Here is an 18,141-nt window from a genome sequence, read left to right as displayed (position 1 = left end):
CTCCAACTCTGCGTGCAGACACCGACCATAACGGAGGCGCCGGGCGGGCCGGCCGGCCCGGACGGCGACCGAGGAGGCGGCAGGACCGATGAACGCACCCGACGAGACCGGCACGGCCCTCACCGCGGTCCGCGGCGACATCACCGAACAGCAGGTCGACGCGATCGTCAACGCCGCGAACTCCTCGCTGCTCGGCGGCGGGGGAGTGGATGGCGCGATTCACAGGAAGGGCGGCCCGGAGATCCTCGCCGCCTGCCGCCGGCTGCGCGCCGGACACTACGGCCGCGGCCTGCCGCCCGGCCGCGCGGTGGTGACCACGGCCGGCCGGCTGCCGGCCCGCTGCGTGGTCCACACCGTCGGCCCGGTCTGGACGCCGGGCCGGGCCGAGGAGGCCGCCGAGGTGCTCGCCTCCTGCCACACCCAAGCGCTGCGGGCGGCGGCGGAGTTGGGGGCGCGGACGGTGGCCTTCCCGGCGATCTCCACGGGCATCTTCGGCTACCCGGTCGACGCGGCGGCGCCGGTGGCGGTGGCGGCCGTGCGCGCGGCGGTGCACGAGGCCGCGGGCCGCGGGCACGTCTTCGAAGAGGTCCGGTTCGTCCTGTTCAGCGAAGAAAGCTATGACATCTATGCGGCGGAGGTCGCACGGTAGCCGCCCCGGGCGGTCAGCGCGGGGCGACCGCGTCCCAGCGGACGGTGATCTCGCCCTCCCGCTCGCGCCCCCGCACCAGCGGCCAGTCCGCGGCGACCGCCCCGACCGCGCGCGCCCAGCGCTGCCGGGCGCCGAACGCCGCGTACGGCGCGGCGGCCGCCCAGGCGCGGTCCAGGTCGGCGAGGAAGGCGTGCACCGGCTCGCCCGGCACATTGCGGTGGATCAGCGCCTTCGGCAGGCGCTCCGCGAGGTCGGAGGGGCGCTCCAGCACCGCCAGCCGGGCGGCGAGGGTGAGGCTGCGCGGCCCCTCCGGGCCGAGCGCGACCCAGGCGTGCCTCCGCCCGATCTCGTCGCACGTCCCCTCCACCAGCAGGCCGTCCGGCGCGAGGCGGGAGCGCAGCAGCGCCCAGGCGGCGGCGACCTCGTCCTCGTCGTACTGGCGGAGCACATTGGCGGCGCGGATGACGGTGGCCTGCCCGCCGCCGGGCACCGGCACCTCGAAGCCGCCCCGACGGAACGTCAGCCCGGGCGGCGCGGCGTGCGGTTGCGCGGCGGCGACGCGGGCGGGGTCGATCTCCAGGCCGAGGACGCGCACGGCGGGGTTGACGCGGCGCAGGCGGTGGTGGAGCTCCACGGCGGTCCAGGGGGAGGCGCCGTAGCCGAGGTCCACGGCGAGGGGCGCGGCGCCGCGGCGCAGGCTGCTCTCCTGGACGGCGGCGATCCAGCGGTCCATGCGGCGCAGCCGGTTCGGGTTCGTCGTCCCGCGCGTCGGGGCGCCCACCGGCTTGTCCACCCGACCAGGCTACGGCCAACCGCGACCGCCCACGGGCGGGGCGCCGGGGCGAAGGGGCGGCAGGAGCAGGGAATAAGCCGCGGGGGCGCGGTGTTCGCGCCCTCGTGCCCCATGACCGTCACCGTGCCACGGCGATCCGCAGGATCGCCATGCTCAGCGTGCACACCTCCCCCCTGCACCAGCCCGGCACCGGCGACGCCGGGGGCATGAACGTCTACATCGTCCAGCTCGCCCGCCACCTCGCCGCCCGCGGCATCGAGGTGGAGATCTTCACCCGCGCCACCTCCGGCGCCCAGCCGCCGCTGGTCCGCCTCGAGGACGGCGTCCTCGTCCGGCACGTGGAGGCCGGCCCCTACGAGGGCCTGCGCAAGGAAGACCTCTCCGCCCAGCTGTGCGCCTTCACCCACGGCGTGCTCGCCGCCGAGGCGGCCCGCGACATCGGCCACTACGACCTGGTCCACTCCCACTACTGGCTCTCCGGCCAGGTCGGCTGGCTCGCCGCCGAGCGCTGGGGCGTCCCGCTGGTGCACTCCATGCACACCATGGCCAAGGTGAAGAACGCCCACCTCGCCGCCGGCGACACCCCCGAGCCCGCCGTCCGCGTCATCGGCGAGCAGCAGGTGGTGGACGCCTCGGACCGGTTGATCGCCAACACCGAGGCCGAGGCGGCCGAGCTGGAGCGGCACTACTCCGCGGACCCCTCCCGCGTCGCCGTCGTCCACCCGGGCGCCGACCTGGACCTGTTCAACCCGGGCCGCGGCCGCGCCGACGCCCGCGCCCGCCTCGGCCTGCCCGGCGACGCCGCGGTGCTGCTGTTCGCCGGGCGGATACAGCCCCTCAAGGGTCCGGACGTGCTGCTGCGCGCCGCCGCCCGGCTGGTCGAGGCGGACCCGGCGCTGCGCGCCCGCCTGATCGTCCCGGTGATAGGCGGGCCCAGCGGCTCGGGCGCCTCCCGCCCGGCCTGGCTGCACCGGCTCGCCGACCGGCTCGGCATCGCGGACCTGGTCCGCTTCCTGCCGGCGGCCCCGCAGGAGCGGCTCGCCGACTGGTTCCGGGCGGCGACCGCGCTGGTGATGCCCTCCTACAACGAGTCCTTCGGGCTCACCGCGATCGAGGCGCAGGCCTGCGGAACGCCGGTGGTGGCCACCGCGGTCGGCGGCCTCTCGGTGGCGGTCTCGGACGGCCGGACGGGCCTGCTCGTCCCCGGCCACGACCCGGACGCCTGGGCCGCCGCGCTGGGCCGGCTGGCGCGCGACCCCGGGCTGGTGGAGCGGATGGGCTCGGCGGCGGCGCTGCGCGCGCTGCGGTTCGGCTGGTCCGCGGCGGCGGAGGCGACGGCCGAGGTCTACGCCGACGCGGCGGCCGCGCGGAGCGCCGTCGCCTGGGCCCGTAGCCTGAGGCCATGACGGAGTCCGCCGAAGCCCTGCTCGCCCGTGCGCTCGACGAGGCGGGGGTGGAGTGGGAGAGCCCGCGGCCGGGGACGTACGTGGCCGCGCTGCCGGGGACGCGCAAGCTCTCCACCGCCTGCTCGCTGGTGGTCGGCGACCACACCCTCTCGGTCAACGCCTTCGTGGTGCGCCGTCCGGACGAGAACCACGAGGCCGTCTACCGCTGGCTGCTGGAGCGCAACCTCCGGCTCGCCGACGTCGCCTTCGCGCTCGACCGGCTCGGCGACATCTACCTCGCCGGCCGGATCCCCCTCGACGGCCTCACCGCCGCCCACGTCGACCAGGTGCTCGGCACCGTCCTGGACGCCGCCGACGGGAGCTTCAACCCCCTGCTGGAGCTGGGCTTCGCCACCTCCATCCGCCGCGAGTGGGCCTGGCGCACCAAGCGCGGCCTGCCGACGGCGAACCTCGCCGCCTTCGCGCACCTGGCGGAGCGCGGCGACGAGGCGGAGCCCGGGCGCGACTAGGCTGAGATGCATGTCGAATGCCCCCTACAGGCTCGTCCTCCTCCGCCACGGCGAGAGCGAGTGGAACGCCAAGAACCTCTTCACCGGCTGGGTCGACGTCGACCTCAACGACAAGGGCGAGAAGGAGGCCGTCCGCGGCGGCGAGCTGCTCGCCGCGGAGCGGCTGCTCCCCGAGGTGCTGCACACCTCGGTGCTGCGTCGCGCCATCCGCACCGCGCAGATCGCCCTCGACGGCTGCGACCGGCACTGGATCCCGGTGCGCCGCTCCTGGCGGCTCAACGAGCGCCACTACGGCGCGCTCCAGGGCAAGGACAAGAAGCAGGTCCGCGACGAGTTCGGCGAGGACCAGTTCATGGTCTGGCGCCGCTCGTACGACACCCCGCCGCCGGAGCTGGCCCGCGACGCCGAGTACTCGCAGTTCGAGGACCCCCGCTACGCGGCGCTGCCGCCGGAGCTGCGCCCGGCCACCGAGTGCCTCAAGGACGTCGTCGACCGGATGCTGCCGTACTGGTACGACGCGATCGTGCCGGACCTGGAGGCCGGGAACACCGTGCTGGTCGCCGCGCACGGCAACTCGCTGCGCGCGCTGGTGAAGCACCTGGACGGCATCTCGGACGAGGCCATCGCCGGCCTCAACATCCCCACCGGCATCCCGCTGCTGTACGAGCTGGACGCCGACCTCAAGCCGCTCACCAAGGGCGGCCGCTACCTCGACCCGGACGCCGCCGCGGCCTCCATCGAGGCCGTCAAGAACCAGGGGAAGTAGCGCCCGCGCCAGCCGCGCCAGCCGCGCCTCCCAACTCCCCGAAGGGCCCGCCGAGTTCGTCTCGGCGGGCCCTTCCGCCGTTCTCCCGCGGATATCTGCTTGCGATCATGGAGGCCTTACTCTTACGGTGTACAAGTCCAGTCGTACACCGTAAGAGAAACGGATGCCGCCGCCATGTCAGAAGCCGCGACCACAGCCGCGCAGCCCGACGCGCAGCCGTCCCCCGAACCCGAGGAGCAGGGCCACCCCAAGCGGTGGGCCATCCTCGCCGTCCTCGCCCTCGCCCTCCTCACCGTCGTCATCGACAACACCGTGCTGAACGTCGCCATCCCGACGCTCACCAAGGACCTGCACGCCACCACCGCCGACTCGCAGTGGTTCATCAACGCCTACTCGCTCGTCCAGGCCGGGCTGCTGCTCACCGCCGGCGCCATGGCCGACCGCTACGGACGCAAGCGCGCCCTCCTCACCGGCCTCGCCGTCTTCGGCGTCGGCTCCGGGGCGGCCGCCCTCGCGCACTCGCCCGGGGCGCTCATCGGCGCCCGCGCCTTCATGGCCATCGGCGGCTCCCTGCTCTACGCCACCGTGCTCGCCGTCCTCGTCCAGGTCTTCCCGGCCAAGGACCGCCCCAAGGCGATCGGCATCTGGGCCGGCGTCAACGCGCTCGCCTTCGTCGGCGGGCCGCTGCTCGGCGGGTTCCTGCTGGAGCACTACTGGTGGGGCGCGATCTTCCTGGTGAACCTGCCGGTCGCGGCGATCGGCCTGGCTGCCGTCGCCTGGATGGTCCCCGAGTCCAAGGACCCCCGCGGCGACCGCCCCGACCTGCTCGGCGCGCTGCTGTCCACCATCGGCGTCGCCGCCCTCGTCTACGCCGTCATCTCCGGGCCGTCCGCCGGCTGGGGCTCCGCCAAGGTGCTGATCTCCTTCGCCGTGGCCGTCGCCGGGCTGGGCTCCTTCGTGATCTGGGAGCGCCGCATCGACAACCCCATGCTCGACATGGCGTTCTTCCGGAACCGGGCCTTCACCGGCGCCGTCTCCGGCAGCATCCTGGTCGCCTTCGGCATGGGCGGCTCGCTCTTCCTGCTCACCCAGCACATGCAGTTCCTGCTCGGCTACACCCCCCTGCAGGCCGGACTGCGCATCGCCCCGCTCGCCCTCAGCCTGCTGGTCGTCAACTTCACCGGCCTCGGCGCGCTGCTCTTCAAGAAGGTCGGCACCTCGATCTCCATCGCCGGCGGCATGATCGTCATGGCGGCCGGGCTCGCGGCCATCGCCCGGTTCTCCAACGACGGCTACGGCGGCACCCTCGCCGGGCTGATCCTGATGGGCATCGGCATGGGCCTCGCCACCCCGGCCATGGCCACCGCCATCATGAGCGCCATCCCGCCGGAGAAGGCCGGCGTCGGCTCCGCCATCAACGGCACCCTCAACGAGCTCGGCAACAGCCTCGGCGTCGCCGTCCTGGGCGCCCTGCTCACCGCCTGGTTCGCCGGCCGGCTCCCGCACGGCGTCCCGCACGCCGCCGCCAACTCCCTGCCGGAGGCCCAGCAGGCCGCCGGGCCGTCGCTCCTCGGCCAGGTGCAGCACGCCTTCGGCGACGCCCTCGGCAACAGCCAGTACATCGGCGCCGCGGCCGTCCTCGCCGGCGGACTCGTCGCCGCCTACCTGCTCCGCAGGTCTAGGGTCGACGCAGGCAACGGGGCCGAGGCTCAGGGCGAGTGAGAAGGAGCGAGGCGGCCATGTCCGGCAACGGCAGCGACAACCGCGACATCCGCGCGGCGGGCGAGCAGCACTACAGCAACAGCGTGTGGTTCCGCCCCCCGGAGGAGCCCGCCCGCCGCACCCGCAAGGGCGCCCCGCCCCTCTCCCGCGACCTCCTCGCCGAGGCCGCCGTCAAGCTCCTCGACCGCGAGGGCGCCGCCAGGTTCTCCATGCGCGCCCTCGCCGCCGAGCTCGGCGTCTCCCCGATGAGCGCCTACTGGTACGTCGAGAACAAGGACCAGCTCATCGAACTGGCGCTGGACCGGGTCTTCGGCGAGGTCGAGGTCCCCGCCGCCGAGGACGGGCCCGGCCCCGGCTGGCGGCACCGCGCCACGTCCCTCGCCCTGGGCCTGCGCGCCAGCATGCTCCGCCACCCCTGGGCGGCCCCCCTGTACGGCAGCCACCTGAGCATCGGCCCCTCCGCGATCTCCGTCAACGCCTCGATGACCGAGATCTTCGCCTCGGCCGGCCTCGACGGCACCGACCTGCAGATGGCCCTCGGCACCGTCATCCAGTACGTCTTCGGGACGGCCCTGTCGGAGTCGCAGTGGCATCAGAAGTTCCAGCAGGGCGAGGACGAGAACGAGTTCTACCGCGGCATCCTCGACGGCCTCGCCAAGTCCGGCAAATGGCCCGAGTCCGTCCCGGTGCCGCCCCCGGACTTCGACATCCGCGCCCACCGCGACGGCATGTTCGCCTTCGGCCTCGGGACCATCCTGGACGGCCTCGAGGCCCGCGCCGCCAACGCCTCCGGCCCGGCCGCAACCGAGCGGCCGGACCGGACGAGCGCCTAAGGCAGGGAGCGGATCACCCCCCGCCGCATCCCCCACCGCACTGGCAGGCATCACCGCCCTGGCACCCGCACTGGCAGTCGGCCCCGCAGCCGCACGCCCCCACCACCTGCTGCGGCCCGCGTATCCGCGTGTCGCGCTCCGCTGCCGGGCGCTGCTCGACCCGCTTCCTGGCGCTCCTCGTGCTCTCCATGCGCTGGCTCCCGTCGTCGCTCCGGCCGACACCCGACCGGCCGATCACCAGTCAAGTACCGCCGGACGGAGCGCAGCAGGGCGCACACGCGGCGCACGGTGGCCCTAACCAGGGACCGGGGTCACGGAGCCGGGGCGGTGTGCTCCCCCGTCACCAGGAACACCACATGGTTGGCCACCGACACCGCATGGTCGGCGAAGCGCTCGTAGTAGCGGCCCAGCAGCGTCACGTCCACCGCCGTCTCCACGCCGTGCTCCCAGCGCTCGTCCAGCAGGTGCTGGAAGATCGTCCGGTGCAGCAGGTCCATCTCGTCGTCGTCGCTCTCCAACTGCTTGGCCTGCGCGACGTCCCGGGTGATGACGGTCTCGCCGGCCTTGGCGATCAGGCGCTGCGCCAGCTTCCCCATCTCCTGCACGGTGGCGTGCAGGTCCGCCGGGACCATGGTGTCCGGGTAGCGCAGCCGCGCCAGCTTGGCGATGTGCCGGGCCAGATCGCCGGCCCGCTCCAGGTCCGCGCTCATCTTCAGGCTCGTCACGATCAGCCGCAGATCCGTGGCCACCGGCTGCTGGCGCACCAGCAGCCCGATGGCCTTCTGCTCCAGTCCGTGCTCCAGCGCGTCGATCTCGTCGTCCGAGTCGATCACGCTCTCCGCCAGCCGCAGATCCGCGTCCAGCAGCGCCGTGGTGGCGCGGCCGATCGCGGACCCGGCCAACCGCGCCATCTCCACCAGGTCCAGCGAGATGGAGTGCAGCTCCTCGTGGTACGCGTCACGCATGATGGCCCCTCACGCCTTCGTCCTTCGGGGTCGTCCAGCCTGTTCAGCCGTCGATCGGTGATCCGTCATGATCCGTCATCGACCGGCTCCCGGCAGGATGATCGGCAGAAACGTCCCCCTGGACCGATCGTGGTAAATCGTAGAAGGCCCGCGAGTGAACTCTTGACCACGAAAGATCCAGAAGCGGACCCGAGGGATTCTGACCTGTTCACCTCGCCGCCTACCCTGGTGGCATGGACCTGAACGCGGCGACCGCCGCCTCGTGCGCCCTCGCCGGCCTCGGCACCGGTGTCGTGGCGACGCTCGCCTTCAGGTGGAGCGAGCGGGAGCAGAAGCGCGAGGCCGGGCGCCGCACCCAGCGCCCCGAGGACGCCCTGCCGCCCGGCGTCGACACGGTGCTCTCGGTGCTCAGCTCCAGCGCCGTCGTCCTCGACTCCAGCGACGCCGTGATCAAGGCGAGCACCTCCGCCTACGCCATCGGCCTGGTGCGCGGCACCACCCTGGTGGTCGACGAGCTGCTCGCCATGGCCCGGCTCACCCGCCGCGACGGCGAGATCCGGCAGGCCCAGATCGAACTGCCCCGGCCCAAGGTCCGCGGCATCGCCTCGGCCGACCCGCTCGCCGTCTCCGCCCGCGTCGCCCCGCTCGGCTCCCGCCTCGTCCTCCTGCTCGTCGAGGACCTCACCGAGGCCCGCCGCACCGAGGCGATGCGCCGCGACTTCGTCGCCAACGTCAGCCACGAGCTCAAGACCCCCGTCGGGGCGCTCTCGCTGCTCTCCGAGGCGGTCACCGACGCCGCCGACGACCCCGAGGCCGTCACCCGGTTCGCCGGGCGGATGCAGACCGAGGCCGTCCGGCTCACCAACCTTGTCCAGGAGCTCATCGACCTCTCCCGGGTGCAGGACGACGGCCCCATCGCCGATCCCGACCCGGTGCCCGTCGACGCCCTGGTGGACGAGGCGGTCTCGCGCATCCGCCAGACCGCCGACAAGAAGAACATCGAGATCGCCGTCGCCGACGCCGGCGATCTGTGCCTGCGCGGCGACCGCGACCGGCTCTCCACCGCCCTCGGAAACCTCGTCGAGAACGCCGTCAACTACAGCCCGGAAGGGACGCGGGTGGCCATCGGGTTCCGCACGGTGCCCGGCACCGGCGGCTCCCAGATCGAGCTGACCGTCACCGACCAGGGCATCGGCATCCCCGAGAAGGACCGCGAGCGGATCTTCGAACGCTTCTACCGGGTCGACCCCGCCCGCTCCCGCCAGACCGGCGGCACGGGCCTCGGACTGTCCATCGTCAAGCACGTGGTGGCCGCGCACGGCGGCCAGATATCCGTGTGGAGCGTGGAGGGCCAGGGATCGACCTTCACCGTCCGCCTGCCCGCCCACAAGCAGCAGCCCCCGGCGCAGGCGACGAACCGGGAGGAGGGGACCGAACGGCGCAAGGAGGCGCCCGGAACCGGCCCCGACTCCGAGGAACAGCTCACCCACCATGCCCCGGAGGTCCTGCCGTGACCCGAGTTCTCGTCGTCGAGGACGAGGAGTCGTTCAGCGACGCCTTGTCCTACATGCTGCGGAAGGAGGGGTTCGAGGTCTCCGTCGCCGAGACGGGACCCGATGCGCTCGACGTCTTCGACCGGTCCGGAGCGGATCTTGTCCTGCTCGACCTGATGCTCCCGGGTCTGCCCGGGACGGAGGTCTGCCGGCAGCTGCGGACCCGCTCCAACGTGCCCGTCATCATGGTGACGGCCAAGGACAGCGAGATAGACAAGGTCGTCGGCCTGGAGATCGGCGCGGACGACTACGTCACCAAGCCGTTCTCCTCGCGGGAGCTGGTCGCGCGCATCCGCGCGGTGCTGCGGCGCCGCGGCGAGCCCGAGGAGGTGGAGGCGGCGGCCCTGGAGGCCGGTCCGGTGCGGATGGACGTCGAGCGGCACGTCGTCACCGTCGACGGCAAGAAGGTCGACCTGCCGCTGAAGGAGTTCGACCTGCTGGAGATGCTGCTGCGGAACGCGGGCCGGGTGCTGACCCGGATGCAGCTGATCGACCGGGTGTGGGGCGCCGACTACGTCGGCGACACCAAGACGCTCGATGTGCATGTGAAGCGGCTGCGGGCGAAGGTCGAGCCCAACCCGGCGATGCCCCGTCACCTGGTGACGGTGCGCGGGCTCGGGTACAAGTTCGAGCCCTAGGCACCCGAACGGCCCGACGGCGAAAGGGCGGTACCGGCGCGCCGCGCCGGTACCGCCCTTTCGCGAGGGACTAGCGGGTCGCCGTCGAGGACGGGGTCGCGCCGGCCGTGGCGGTGGCGCCGGACGTGGCACCCGCCGTCGCCGTCGCCGAACCGGTCGGCGTCGCGCCCGGCGAGGCGGTGGACGCCGCGTGCGTCGGCGCCGCCGTCGGGCCCTCGCCCGCGAGCCCGCCGGTGGCGTACTTGGTCCCCGCGTTCAGGCTCACCGAGCCGGCGTTCTGGAAGGTGAACGTCACCTTCTCGAAGTCGCCCTCGGTCACCGTGTCGGTGGTGGCGATCGCGGAGGGGTTGCCCTTTCCGCCGATCCGCACCAGCTGCTGCTTCGGCGTGGCGATGCTGCCCCCGGAGAGCTTCACCGGGGCGCCGGACGCGCCGGAGATGCTGATGCCGGTGAGGGTGTCCGCCGACTTCGAGCCGTTGACGATCGAACCCGTGACCGCCACCTTGCCGGGCACGTTCTGGTCGACCACCAGCTGGATGTTGGCGACATGAATGCCGTTCAGGTCGGCCGTCGCGTTGTCCGGACGGACCTGGCTCGTTGCGGCGTCGGATCCGGCGCCGCACGCGGAGGCGGAGACGGCGGCGGCGATCACGAGCGCGGCGGCGGCCCCGGCGCGCCGGAGGCTCGTGCTCGCGGGAAGACTGCGACTCACGGCGCGGCTTCTCCTTGAATGATCGGGTAGCCCGCTTCGGCTGACACGTACGGGCTGTGGGGAACGTACGAGAGGTCGTCAGCTCCGCATCAGATTACCGAGGCCCCTTGCGGGCCTTCGCATCGACCCTCCCGCAACACCTTGATCGATCCTCGGAATATGTGTCCTCACCTGCGGATCGACAGGTCGTCAGACACCTGCCGAAAGGCCCCCTCCTTGAGGGCAAAGCATGGAAACGGGGCGCTTGTCAAGCCCTGAGAATGGCCCTGACCTGCGGAAACGCCTTCATCATCGGGGGGTTCGCATGCTATTCTGGATAGCCACGGAAGGGGTACCTGTCACATGACGTTCAAGGTTGGCGACACCGTGGTCTACCCCCATCATGGGGCCGCGCTGATCGAGGCCATCGAAGTGCGCCAGATCAAAGGCGTGGACAAGACTTATCTGGTGCTCAAGGTCGCCCAAGGCGATCTCACGGTGCGCGTGCCCGCCGACAACGCGGAGTTCGTGGGCGTGCGTGACGTAGTCGGGCAGGACGGGCTGGACCGGGTCTTCGAGGTGCTTCGCGCCCCGTACACCGAGGAGCCCACCAACTGGTCCCGCCGCTACAAGGCGAACCTCGAGAAGCTTGCATCGGGTGACGTCATCAAGGTCGCCGAGGTCGTCCGCGACCTGTGGCGGCGCGAGCACGAGCGCGGCCTGTCGGCCGGCGAGAAGCGGATGCTCGCCAAGGCCCGCCAGATCCTGGTCAGCGAGCTGGCGCTGGCCGAGAACACCAACGAGGACAAGGCCGAGGCGCTTCTTGACGAGGTGCTCGCCTCCTGACGCCGACGCACCGCCGTGGCGGTGTGTTCGAGAGCCGGGGACCGGAAGGCTCGTTCCGGTCCCCGGCTCTCGTGCTCTTTGCTCGTACAGTTCACTCGTGCGGTGCTGCCGTGCCGTGCTGCGCGCAGTGCCGTGTCGTGCCGTGCAGTGAGACGGTGACGCATCGGACGGACTGTCACGGAAGGGTGTCCGTCCGACGCTGTCGCTGTCGTCGATACCCATGTCGATGAAGGAACGAAACCTGAACGCGAGCGCCATCGTCCCCGCCGCCGGACGGGGAGAACGTCTGGGGCCCGGAGCCCCGAAGGCCCTGCGCACCCTGGGCGGGGTCCCCATGCTGGTCCACGCGGTGCGGGCGCTGTGCAGGGCCCGCTCCATCGGCCGCGTCGTCGTGGTCGCCCCGCCGGAGGAGGTCGCCGATGTCCGGGCGATGCTCGACGCCGACCGCGGGGTGGAGGGCGCCGACGTCCGGGTCGTCCCCGGCGGCGCCGACCGCCAGGAGTCGGTGCGGCTGGGCCTGGACGCCGTCGCCGACGACTCCGAGATCGTGCTGGTGCACGACGCCGCGCGGCCGCTGGTGCCGATAGGCGTCATCGAGTCGGTGGTGGCCGCGGTCGCCGCCGGCGCGGACGCGGTGGTGCCGGTGCTGCCCGTGACGGACACCGTCAAGCGGGTCGGCCCGGCGGACGCGGACGGCGCGGAGCCGGTGCTCGACACGCCCGACCGGTCGGTGCTGCGCGCGGTGCAGACGCCGCAGGGGTTTCGGCGGGCGGTGCTGGAGAAGGCGCACCGCGAGGCGGGCCCGGGGGCGCCGATCACGGACGACGCCGGGCTGGTGGAGCTGGCCGGCGGGCGGGTGGTCGCGGTGCGCGGGCACGAGCACGCGTTCAAGGTGACGCGGCCGCTGGATCTGGTGTTCGCGGAGGCGCTGCTGGCGCATCGGAGTGTCGCGGATGGGTTCTGAGTCGGGTTCCGAGGTCGGGTACGTGCTGCCGCGGGTGGGGATCGGCGCGGACATCCATGCGTTCGAGGCGGGTCGGGAGCTGTGGCTCGGCGGCCTCAAGTGGGAGGGCGAGGAGTGCGGGCTCGCCGGGCACTCCGATGCGGACGTGCTGGCGCATGCGGCGTGCAACGCGCTGTTCTCGGCGGCCGGGCTGGGGGATCTGGGCCGGCACTTCGGGATGGGGCGGCCGGAGTGGGCGGGGGCGCCGGGGGTGAAGCTGCTCGCCGAGGCGGCGCGGATTGTGCGCGCGGCGGGGTTCGCGGTCGGGAACGTGGCGGTTCAGGTGATCGGGAATCGGCCGAAGGTGGGGAAGCGGCGTTCCGAGGTGGAGGCGGCGCTGTCGGAGGCGGTGGGGGCTCCGGTCTCGGTGTCCGCGGCGACGTCCGACGGGCTCGGGTTCACGGGGCGGGGTGAGGGGCTGATGGGGATCGCGACGGCGTTGGTGGTTCCGTTGCGGTAGTCCGTGCCCGCTGGTGCAGCGCCGTTCGTGGCCCTCGGGCCGCGGCGGCGCTTTTTTGTTGCGGTCTTTACGGGGAAGCGCTTGCGGTGCGTTGAACGCGGGTTCAAGATGCTGAACGTGCGTTCAAAGGAAGATTTCACGACGCGGGCGCGGATCAGGGATGCCGCTCTCGCGCGGTTCGGGCAGGACGGGATCGCGAAGTCCACGCTGCGGGCCGTCGCCGCCGACGCGGGCGTCTCGGCGCCGCTGGTGGTGCACCACTTCGGGTCCAAGGCGGGCCTGATGGAGGCGTGCGACCAGTTCGTCCTGGAGCTCGTCCAGCACAAGTTCACGATCACCGAGGGCGCCTCGCCCGAGGCGCCGCCGATCTCCGCGCTCGGCGACCTGCTGCGGCAGGTCGGCCCCATGCAGCGCTACCTCGCCCAGGCGTTCCGGGAGAACACGCCCGGCGCCGCGCGGATCTTCGAGATCGTCGTCGACCGCACCGAGGACTACCTCGACCGGATGCAGGAGAACGGCGAGGTCGTCCCCTCGGACGACAACCGGGCGCGCGCCGCCACGATGATCACCTGGCATCTGGGCTTCGTCGTCCTCGGCGACCACCTGGCCGCCGCGATCGGCGAGAAGAGCATCTACGACCTGGAGGCGCAGATGCGCGCCGGTCGCCAGATCATCGACATCTACTCGCGCGGCCTCTTCACCGACCCGCGCTGGGTCGGCGTCACGGAGCGGATCGTCGAGGACATCCGGAAGGACGGGGAGCGATGAGCGGCGGGGAAGCGGCGGTGCTCGCCGAAGGGCTGAGCAAGGAGTACGGCGGCGGCCGCAAGCGCGTACGGGCCCTGGACACGCTGGATCTGACGGTGCGGCGGGGCGAGGTCTTCGGCTACCTCGGGCCCAACGGCGCCGGCAAGTCCACCACCATCCGGATGCTGCTCGACCTGCTCCGGCCCACCTCCGGGACGGTGCGGGTGCTCGGCGAGGAGCCGCGCTCCGGCGGGCCCGGGCTGCGCCGCCGCGTCGGCTACCTCGCCGGCGACTTCGTCATCGAGCCCCGGCAGACCGTCGGCGAGGCGCTGCGGTTCCTCGCCGAGCTGCGCGGCGGGGTGCCGCCGATGCGCATCGAGGGCCTCGCGGAACGGCTCGACCTCGACCTGAAGCGCAAGGTGCGGCAGCTGTCCAAGGGCAACCGCCAGAAGGTCGGCGTCGTACAGGCGTTCATGCACCGGCCCGAACTGCTGATCCTCGACGAGCCCACCTCCGGCCTCGACCCGCTGCTCCAGCAGGAGTTCCTGGCGCTGGTGCGGGAGGCGCGCGAGGACGGCCGGACGGTCTTCATGTCCTCGCACATCATGTCCGAGGTCCAGGCGGTCGCCGACCGGGTCGCCGTCATCCGGGAGGGCAGGCTGCTGACCGTCGACACCGTGGACTCGCTGCGCGAGCACGCCGTGCGGCACGTCGCGGTGCGGCTGGACGAGGGCCCGGAGGAGGTCGACGCCGAGGCGTTCGCCAGGACGCCGGGCGTGCGGGACCTCGAGGTGCGGCCCGCCGCGGACGCGGCCGGCGGCAGCGAGCTGCGCTGCACCCTCGACGGGCGCGCCGACGGCCTGGTGAAGGCGCTGGCCCGGTACGGGGTGGCGGCGCTGGAGCTGGAGGAGCCGGACCTCGAGGAAGTGTTCTTCACCCTCTACAACCACAACGGCGGCAGGGAGACCGGGGGAGTGACCGGCCATGGCGCGTAGCGTCCTCGGAAAGACGATCAGGGACGGCCGCAAGGCGCTCGTCGCATGGACGTACGGCGTGGTCGTCGTCAGCGTGCTCTACACCTCCAGCTACAAGCTGATCGGCAAGGCCAAGGGCAACGTCATGGCGGGCGCCCCGCAGTCGCTGCAGAAGGCCCTCGGCATGCAGGACTACGGATCGCCCGCCGGATATCTGGGGTCGACCGTCTTCGGGATCATGCTGGCCATGCTGTTCTCGGCCTATGCGCTGGTGACGGCCACCCGGGCGGTGGCCGGGGAGGAGGAGTCCGGGCTGCTGGACCTGCTGCTCGCCCAACCGGTGAGCCGCCGCAAGCTGGTGCTGCAGCGCTTCGCGGCGATGGTCGCGGTGCTGGCCGGCTTCGGGGTGCTGGTGGTGGCGGCGCTGCTGGCGCTGCGCGGACCGGTCGGACTGGGCGCCGTCGCGGCGAGCGGGATCGCCGCCGCCACGCTGCAGTTGGTGCTGCTGGGCGTCTGCACCGGCGGGGTGACGCTGCTGGTGAGCGCCGGCACCGGAAAGCGCGGGCTGTCGCTGGGCATCGGCGTGGTGGTGGTCGTCTTCGGGTACCTGGCCAACTCCTTCCTGCCGCTGATCAAGGGGATCGGCGGGATCAAGCACTTCTCGCCGTTCTACTGGTTCGACGGCAATACTCCGCTGGTGCACGGGATCTCGGCGAGCGGATGCCTGCTGCTGGCCGGGGTGACGGTGGTCGCGGTGGTGCTGGGAACGGTGCTCTTCGAGCGGCGCGACCTCAACGTGTGACGGGTCGTGTGAATGGCCTGTGGCTTGTGTCGGCAACAGTAGTAATGGGGGACCGGACGGTCTCGCTCAGCGTCTACCCTTGGGTTGTGAGCATTCGGCTGTACGACACCAGCGCCCGGCAGATCCGTGACTTCGTCCCGCTCGTGGACGGCTGCGTCTCGATCTACCTGTGCGGTGCCACCGTGCAGTCGGCCCCGCACATCGGCCACATCCGCTCCGGCGTCGACTTCGACATCCTGCGCCGCTGGATGGAGTACCGCGGCTACCGCGTCACCTTCGTCCGCAACGTCACGGACATCGACGACAAGATCCTGGCGAAGGAGAAGGAGTCCGGCAGCCCCTGGTGGGAGATCGGGCACCGCAACGAGCGGGCCTTCAACGCCGCCTACGACGCGCTGGGCTGCCTCGCCCCGCAGCACGAGCCCCGCGCCACCGGCCACATCACCGAGATGGTCGAGCTGATGCAGCAGCTCATGGAGCGCGGCCACGCCTACCCCTCCGAGGGCAGCGTCTACTTCGACGTCCGCTCGCAGCCCGGCTACCTCGCGCTCTCCCGGCAGAAGCTGGACAACCTGCGGCAGCCGGAGAGCGAGGGCGAGACCGGCAAGCGGGACGGCCGCGACTTCGCGCTGTGGAAGGCCGCCAAGCCGGGCGAGCCGCACTGGCCCTCCCCGTGGGGGCCGGGGCGCCCCGGCTGGCACCTGGAGTGCTCGGCGATGGCCCGGAAGTACCTGGGCGCCGAGTTCGACATCCACGGCGGCGGACGGGACCTGATCTTCCCTCACCACGAGAACGAGCTCGCCCAGTCGACCGGAGCCGGCGACCCCTTCGCCCGGTACTGGATGCACAACGAGTGGGTGACCATGGCCGGCGAGAAGATGAGCAAGTCGCTGGGCAACTCGGTGCTCGTCTCCGAGATGGTCAAGCGCTGGCGCCCGATCGTGCTCCGCTACTACCTGGGGACGCCGCACTACCGCTCCGCGATCGAGTACAGCGAGGGGGCGCTGCGCGAGGCGGAGGAGGGCTTCGGCCGGATCGAGGGGTTCGTGCAGCGCGCCGTCGAGCTGGTCGGCGTCGCCGAGCCGGCCGAGGCGGTGCCCGAGGCGTTCGCCGCGCACATGGACGAGGACCTCGGGGTGCCGCAGGCGCTGGCCGAGGTGCACCGCACCGTGCGGGCGGGCAATGTCGCCCTCGGCGAGGGCGACAAGGACGCCGTGCGGCGCCGGTTGACCGAGGTGCGGGCGATGCTGGGGGTGCTGGGGCTCGATCCGCTCGATGCCGGGTGGAGCGGGGGCGCGGCCTCCGGCGAGGGGGAGAAGCTGAGGTCCGCGGTGGACGCGCTGGTCGCGGCGCTGCTGGCGCAGCGGGAGGCGGCGCGGGGACGGAAGGACTGGGCGACCGCCGACGCGATGCGGGATGCGCTGGGGGACGCCGGGGTTGTGGTGGAGGACACCGCGGCGGGTCCGCGGTGGTCGCTCGCCTGAGCGGTGCGGTCGGCGGGGGTCGCTGTTGCCGCCCCTCGGCCCCGGCACCCCACCCGGGGCGCCGGGGCGCCGGCGGTCCGTGGGGTGTTCACGGACGGTTACGCTTGTTGTGATTACTTGATGCTTTCTGAGAGGGACGCCTGATGGCCGGGAACAGCCAGCGGAGGAATCGCCGCAACCCTGGGTCCAAGAAGGGTGCGGTCGTCGGCACCGGGGGCCACGGGCGTCGGTCGCTCGAGGGCAAGGGCCCGACCCCGCCCGCGGAGATGCGGAAGGGGCACGCCAAGCAGCGCCAGGCCGCCGCCTCGGCGCGGCGGTCCGCGCGGCAGAGCGGCCACCGCGGCGGGCCCGCCGCCAAGCTCGGGTCCGAGATGGTCGTCGGCCGCAACCCGGTCGCCGAGGCGATGCGCGCCGGGGTGCCGGCGACCGCCGTCTACGTCGCCCAGTACATCGACAGCGACGACCGCGTCCGCGAGGTGCTCAAGCTCGCCGTGGAGCGGAACGTCCCGCTGATGGAGACGCCGCGCGGCGAGCTGGACCGGATCACCGGCGGGCTGAACCACCAGGGCGTGGCGCTGAAGGTGCCGCCCTACGAGTACGCGCACCCCGACGAGCTGCTGGACGCGGCCGCCTCCGCCGGGCAGGACGCCCTGCTGGTCGCCCTGGACGGCGTCACCGACCCGCGGAACCTCGGCGCGGTCGTCCGCTCCGCCGCGGCGTTCGGCGGGCACGGCGTGATCGTCCCCGAGCGGCGCGCCGCCGGGATGACCGCGGGGGCGTGGAAGACCTCGGCCGGGACGGCGGCGCGGCTGCCGGTGGCCCGCGCCACCAACCTCACCCGCGCGCTGGAGGCCCTGAAGAAGGCCGGCGTGATGGTGATCGGCCTCGCCGCGGACGGCGGCGCCGAGCTCACCGACGCCTCCGTCGGCGAGATGCTCGACGGCCCGGTGGTGATCGTGGTCGGCTCCGAGGGCAACGGCCTGTCCCGGCTGGTCTCCGAGACCTGCGACCTGACGGTGCGTATCCCGATGCCGGGCGGCGCCGAGTCGCTCAATGCCGGGGTCGCGGCGGGCGTGGTGCTCTACGAGGCGGCGCGGCGCCGCGCCGGCGCCTGAGCGGGGCGGTCCGGCCGCCGGAGTCTCCGTCACACCGTGTGAGACTCTGAAAAATGACGGCCGGAAGGGTGTCTTCTCCGCCGCTCATTCGGTTAGTGGGGTGTGGACACCAGAACTCCGAGCCGTTTCGCGGGCGGGAGCGACGAGCTGACCGGGGACGCGGGGCCCGGCTCCCATCACCGGGT

The 18,141-nt window shown here is 72.6% G+C and carries 19 protein-coding genes; 16 read left to right on the top strand and 3 right to left on the bottom strand.

Annotation, left to right across the window (positions count from 1 at the left end):
- Positions 1 to 88 precede the first annotated feature (88 nt).
- Positions 89 to 649, top strand: a complete 561-nt coding sequence (locus BIV57_RS09670) for an O-acetyl-ADP-ribose deacetylase (protein WP_071656282.1) — start codon at positions 89 to 91, stop codon at positions 647 to 649.
- 13 nt (positions 650 to 662) lie between these two features.
- Here BIV57_RS09670 and BIV57_RS09665 read toward each other — a convergent pair whose 3' ends face one another.
- Positions 663 to 1,382, bottom strand: a complete 720-nt coding sequence (locus tag BIV57_RS09665; protein WP_245797510.1) for a class I SAM-dependent methyltransferase — start codon at positions 1,380 to 1,382, stop codon at positions 663 to 665.
- A gap of 164 nt (positions 1,383 to 1,546) precedes the next feature.
- Between BIV57_RS09665 and mshA the strand changes: the two genes are divergently transcribed.
- The 5 genes from mshA (at position 1,547) to BIV57_RS09640 (ending at position 6,678) form a co-directional block, all read left to right on the top strand.
- The gene (mshA, locus tag BIV57_RS09660) at positions 1,547 to 2,848 is read left to right on the top strand and encodes a D-inositol-3-phosphate glycosyltransferase (protein ID WP_071656280.1); all 1,302 of its coding nucleotides are present in this window, start codon (positions 1,547 to 1,549) and stop codon (positions 2,846 to 2,848) included.
- Positions 2,845 to 3,357 (top strand): type III secretion system chaperone family protein, encoded by a 513-nt coding sequence (locus tag BIV57_RS09655; RefSeq protein WP_071656279.1) that lies wholly within the window; start codon positions 2,845 to 2,847, stop codon positions 3,355 to 3,357. The genes mshA and BIV57_RS09655 overlap by 4 nt, the downstream gene beginning before the upstream one ends.
- 10 nt (positions 3,358 to 3,367) lie before the next feature.
- Positions 3,368 to 4,123, top strand: coding sequence for a phosphoglyceromutase (locus tag BIV57_RS09650; RefSeq protein ID WP_071656278.1), 756 nt, complete (start codon positions 3,368 to 3,370; stop codon positions 4,121 to 4,123).
- 174 nt (positions 4,124 to 4,297) lie between these two features.
- Positions 4,298 to 5,845, top strand: coding sequence for an MFS transporter (locus BIV57_RS09645; RefSeq protein ID WP_071656277.1), 1,548 nt, complete (start codon positions 4,298 to 4,300; stop codon positions 5,843 to 5,845).
- A 17-nt stretch (positions 5,846 to 5,862) separates the two neighbouring features.
- Positions 5,863 to 6,678: a TetR/AcrR family transcriptional regulator gene (locus BIV57_RS09640; RefSeq protein WP_071656276.1), complete on the top strand. Its 816-nt coding sequence runs from the start codon at positions 5,863 to 5,865 to the stop codon at positions 6,676 to 6,678.
- Positions 6,679 to 6,989: 311 nt separating this feature from the next.
- Here the strand turns inward: BIV57_RS09640 and phoU are convergent, their stop codons facing one another.
- Positions 6,990 to 7,643 carry a phosphate signaling complex protein PhoU gene (phoU, locus tag BIV57_RS09630; RefSeq protein WP_071656274.1) on the bottom strand — a complete coding sequence of 218 codons (654 nt, stop codon included), beginning with the start codon at positions 7,641 to 7,643 and terminating at the stop codon, positions 6,990 to 6,992.
- 233 nt (positions 7,644 to 7,876) lie between these two features.
- On the opposite strand from phoU, the gene BIV57_RS09625 reads away from it, so the two are divergent.
- Entirely contained in the window at positions 7,877 to 9,157 is a 1,281-nt protein-coding gene (locus BIV57_RS09625) for a sensor histidine kinase (protein ID WP_071656273.1), read from the top strand.
- The gene (phoP, locus tag BIV57_RS09620; protein ID WP_071656272.1) at positions 9,154 to 9,834 is read left to right on the top strand and encodes a two-component system response regulator PhoP; all 681 of its coding nucleotides are present in this window, start codon (positions 9,154 to 9,156) and stop codon (positions 9,832 to 9,834) included. The genes BIV57_RS09625 and phoP overlap by 4 nt, the downstream gene beginning before the upstream one ends.
- A gap of 70 nt (positions 9,835 to 9,904) precedes the next feature.
- On the opposite strand, the gene BIV57_RS09615 is transcribed toward phoP, so the two are convergent.
- Entirely contained in the window at positions 9,905 to 10,546 is a 642-nt protein-coding gene (locus tag BIV57_RS09615) for a hypothetical protein (RefSeq protein WP_071656271.1), read from the bottom strand.
- A gap of 342 nt (positions 10,547 to 10,888) precedes the next feature.
- Between BIV57_RS09615 and BIV57_RS09610 the strand changes: the two genes are divergently transcribed.
- The 8 genes from BIV57_RS09610 (at position 10,889) to rlmB (ending at position 17,956) form a co-directional block, all read left to right on the top strand.
- Positions 10,889 to 11,371 carry a CarD family transcriptional regulator gene (locus BIV57_RS09610; protein ID WP_071656270.1) on the top strand — a complete coding sequence of 161 codons (483 nt, stop codon included), beginning with the start codon at positions 10,889 to 10,891 and terminating at the stop codon, positions 11,369 to 11,371.
- Between the two features lie 220 nt (positions 11,372 to 11,591).
- Complete coding sequence (ispD, locus tag BIV57_RS09605) at positions 11,592 to 12,335, top strand: 2-C-methyl-D-erythritol 4-phosphate cytidylyltransferase (RefSeq protein WP_071656269.1); 744 nt, start codon at positions 11,592 to 11,594, stop codon at positions 12,333 to 12,335.
- Positions 12,325 to 12,834 carry a 2-C-methyl-D-erythritol 2,4-cyclodiphosphate synthase gene (gene ispF, locus BIV57_RS09600; protein WP_071656268.1) on the top strand — a complete coding sequence of 170 codons (510 nt, stop codon included), beginning with the start codon at positions 12,325 to 12,327 and terminating at the stop codon, positions 12,832 to 12,834. The genes ispD and ispF overlap by 11 nt, the downstream gene beginning before the upstream one ends.
- A gap of 117 nt (positions 12,835 to 12,951) precedes the next feature.
- Positions 12,952 to 13,602, top strand: a complete 651-nt coding sequence (locus tag BIV57_RS09595) for a TetR/AcrR family transcriptional regulator (RefSeq protein ID WP_071656328.1) — start codon at positions 12,952 to 12,954, stop codon at positions 13,600 to 13,602.
- Positions 13,599 to 14,576 (top strand): ABC transporter ATP-binding protein, encoded by a 978-nt coding sequence (locus tag BIV57_RS09590; protein WP_071656267.1) that lies wholly within the window; start codon positions 13,599 to 13,601, stop codon positions 14,574 to 14,576. The genes BIV57_RS09595 and BIV57_RS09590 overlap by 4 nt, the downstream gene beginning before the upstream one ends.
- Positions 14,566 to 15,357, top strand: coding sequence for an ABC transporter permease subunit (locus BIV57_RS09585; protein WP_071656266.1), 792 nt, complete (start codon positions 14,566 to 14,568; stop codon positions 15,355 to 15,357). The genes BIV57_RS09590 and BIV57_RS09585 overlap by 11 nt, the downstream gene beginning before the upstream one ends.
- An 86-nt stretch (positions 15,358 to 15,443) precedes the next feature.
- The gene (gene cysS / locus BIV57_RS09580; RefSeq protein ID WP_079170174.1) at positions 15,444 to 16,841 is read left to right on the top strand and encodes a cysteine--tRNA ligase; all 1,398 of its coding nucleotides are present in this window, start codon (positions 15,444 to 15,446) and stop codon (positions 16,839 to 16,841) included.
- A 143-nt stretch (positions 16,842 to 16,984) separates the two neighbouring features.
- On the top strand, positions 16,985 to 17,956 hold the full coding sequence (rlmB, locus tag BIV57_RS09575; RefSeq protein ID WP_071656265.1) for a 23S rRNA (guanosine(2251)-2'-O)-methyltransferase RlmB: 972 nt from the start codon (positions 16,985 to 16,987) through the stop codon (positions 17,954 to 17,956).
- Positions 17,957 to 18,141 lie beyond the last annotated feature (185 nt).

Origin of the sequence: Mangrovactinospora gilvigrisea (assembly GCF_001879105.1) — a bacterium.
Classification (GTDB): domain Bacteria; phylum Actinomycetota; class Actinomycetes; order Streptomycetales; family Streptomycetaceae; genus Mangrovactinospora; species Mangrovactinospora gilvigrisea.
This window is presented reverse-complemented; position numbering and strand designations above follow the sequence as displayed.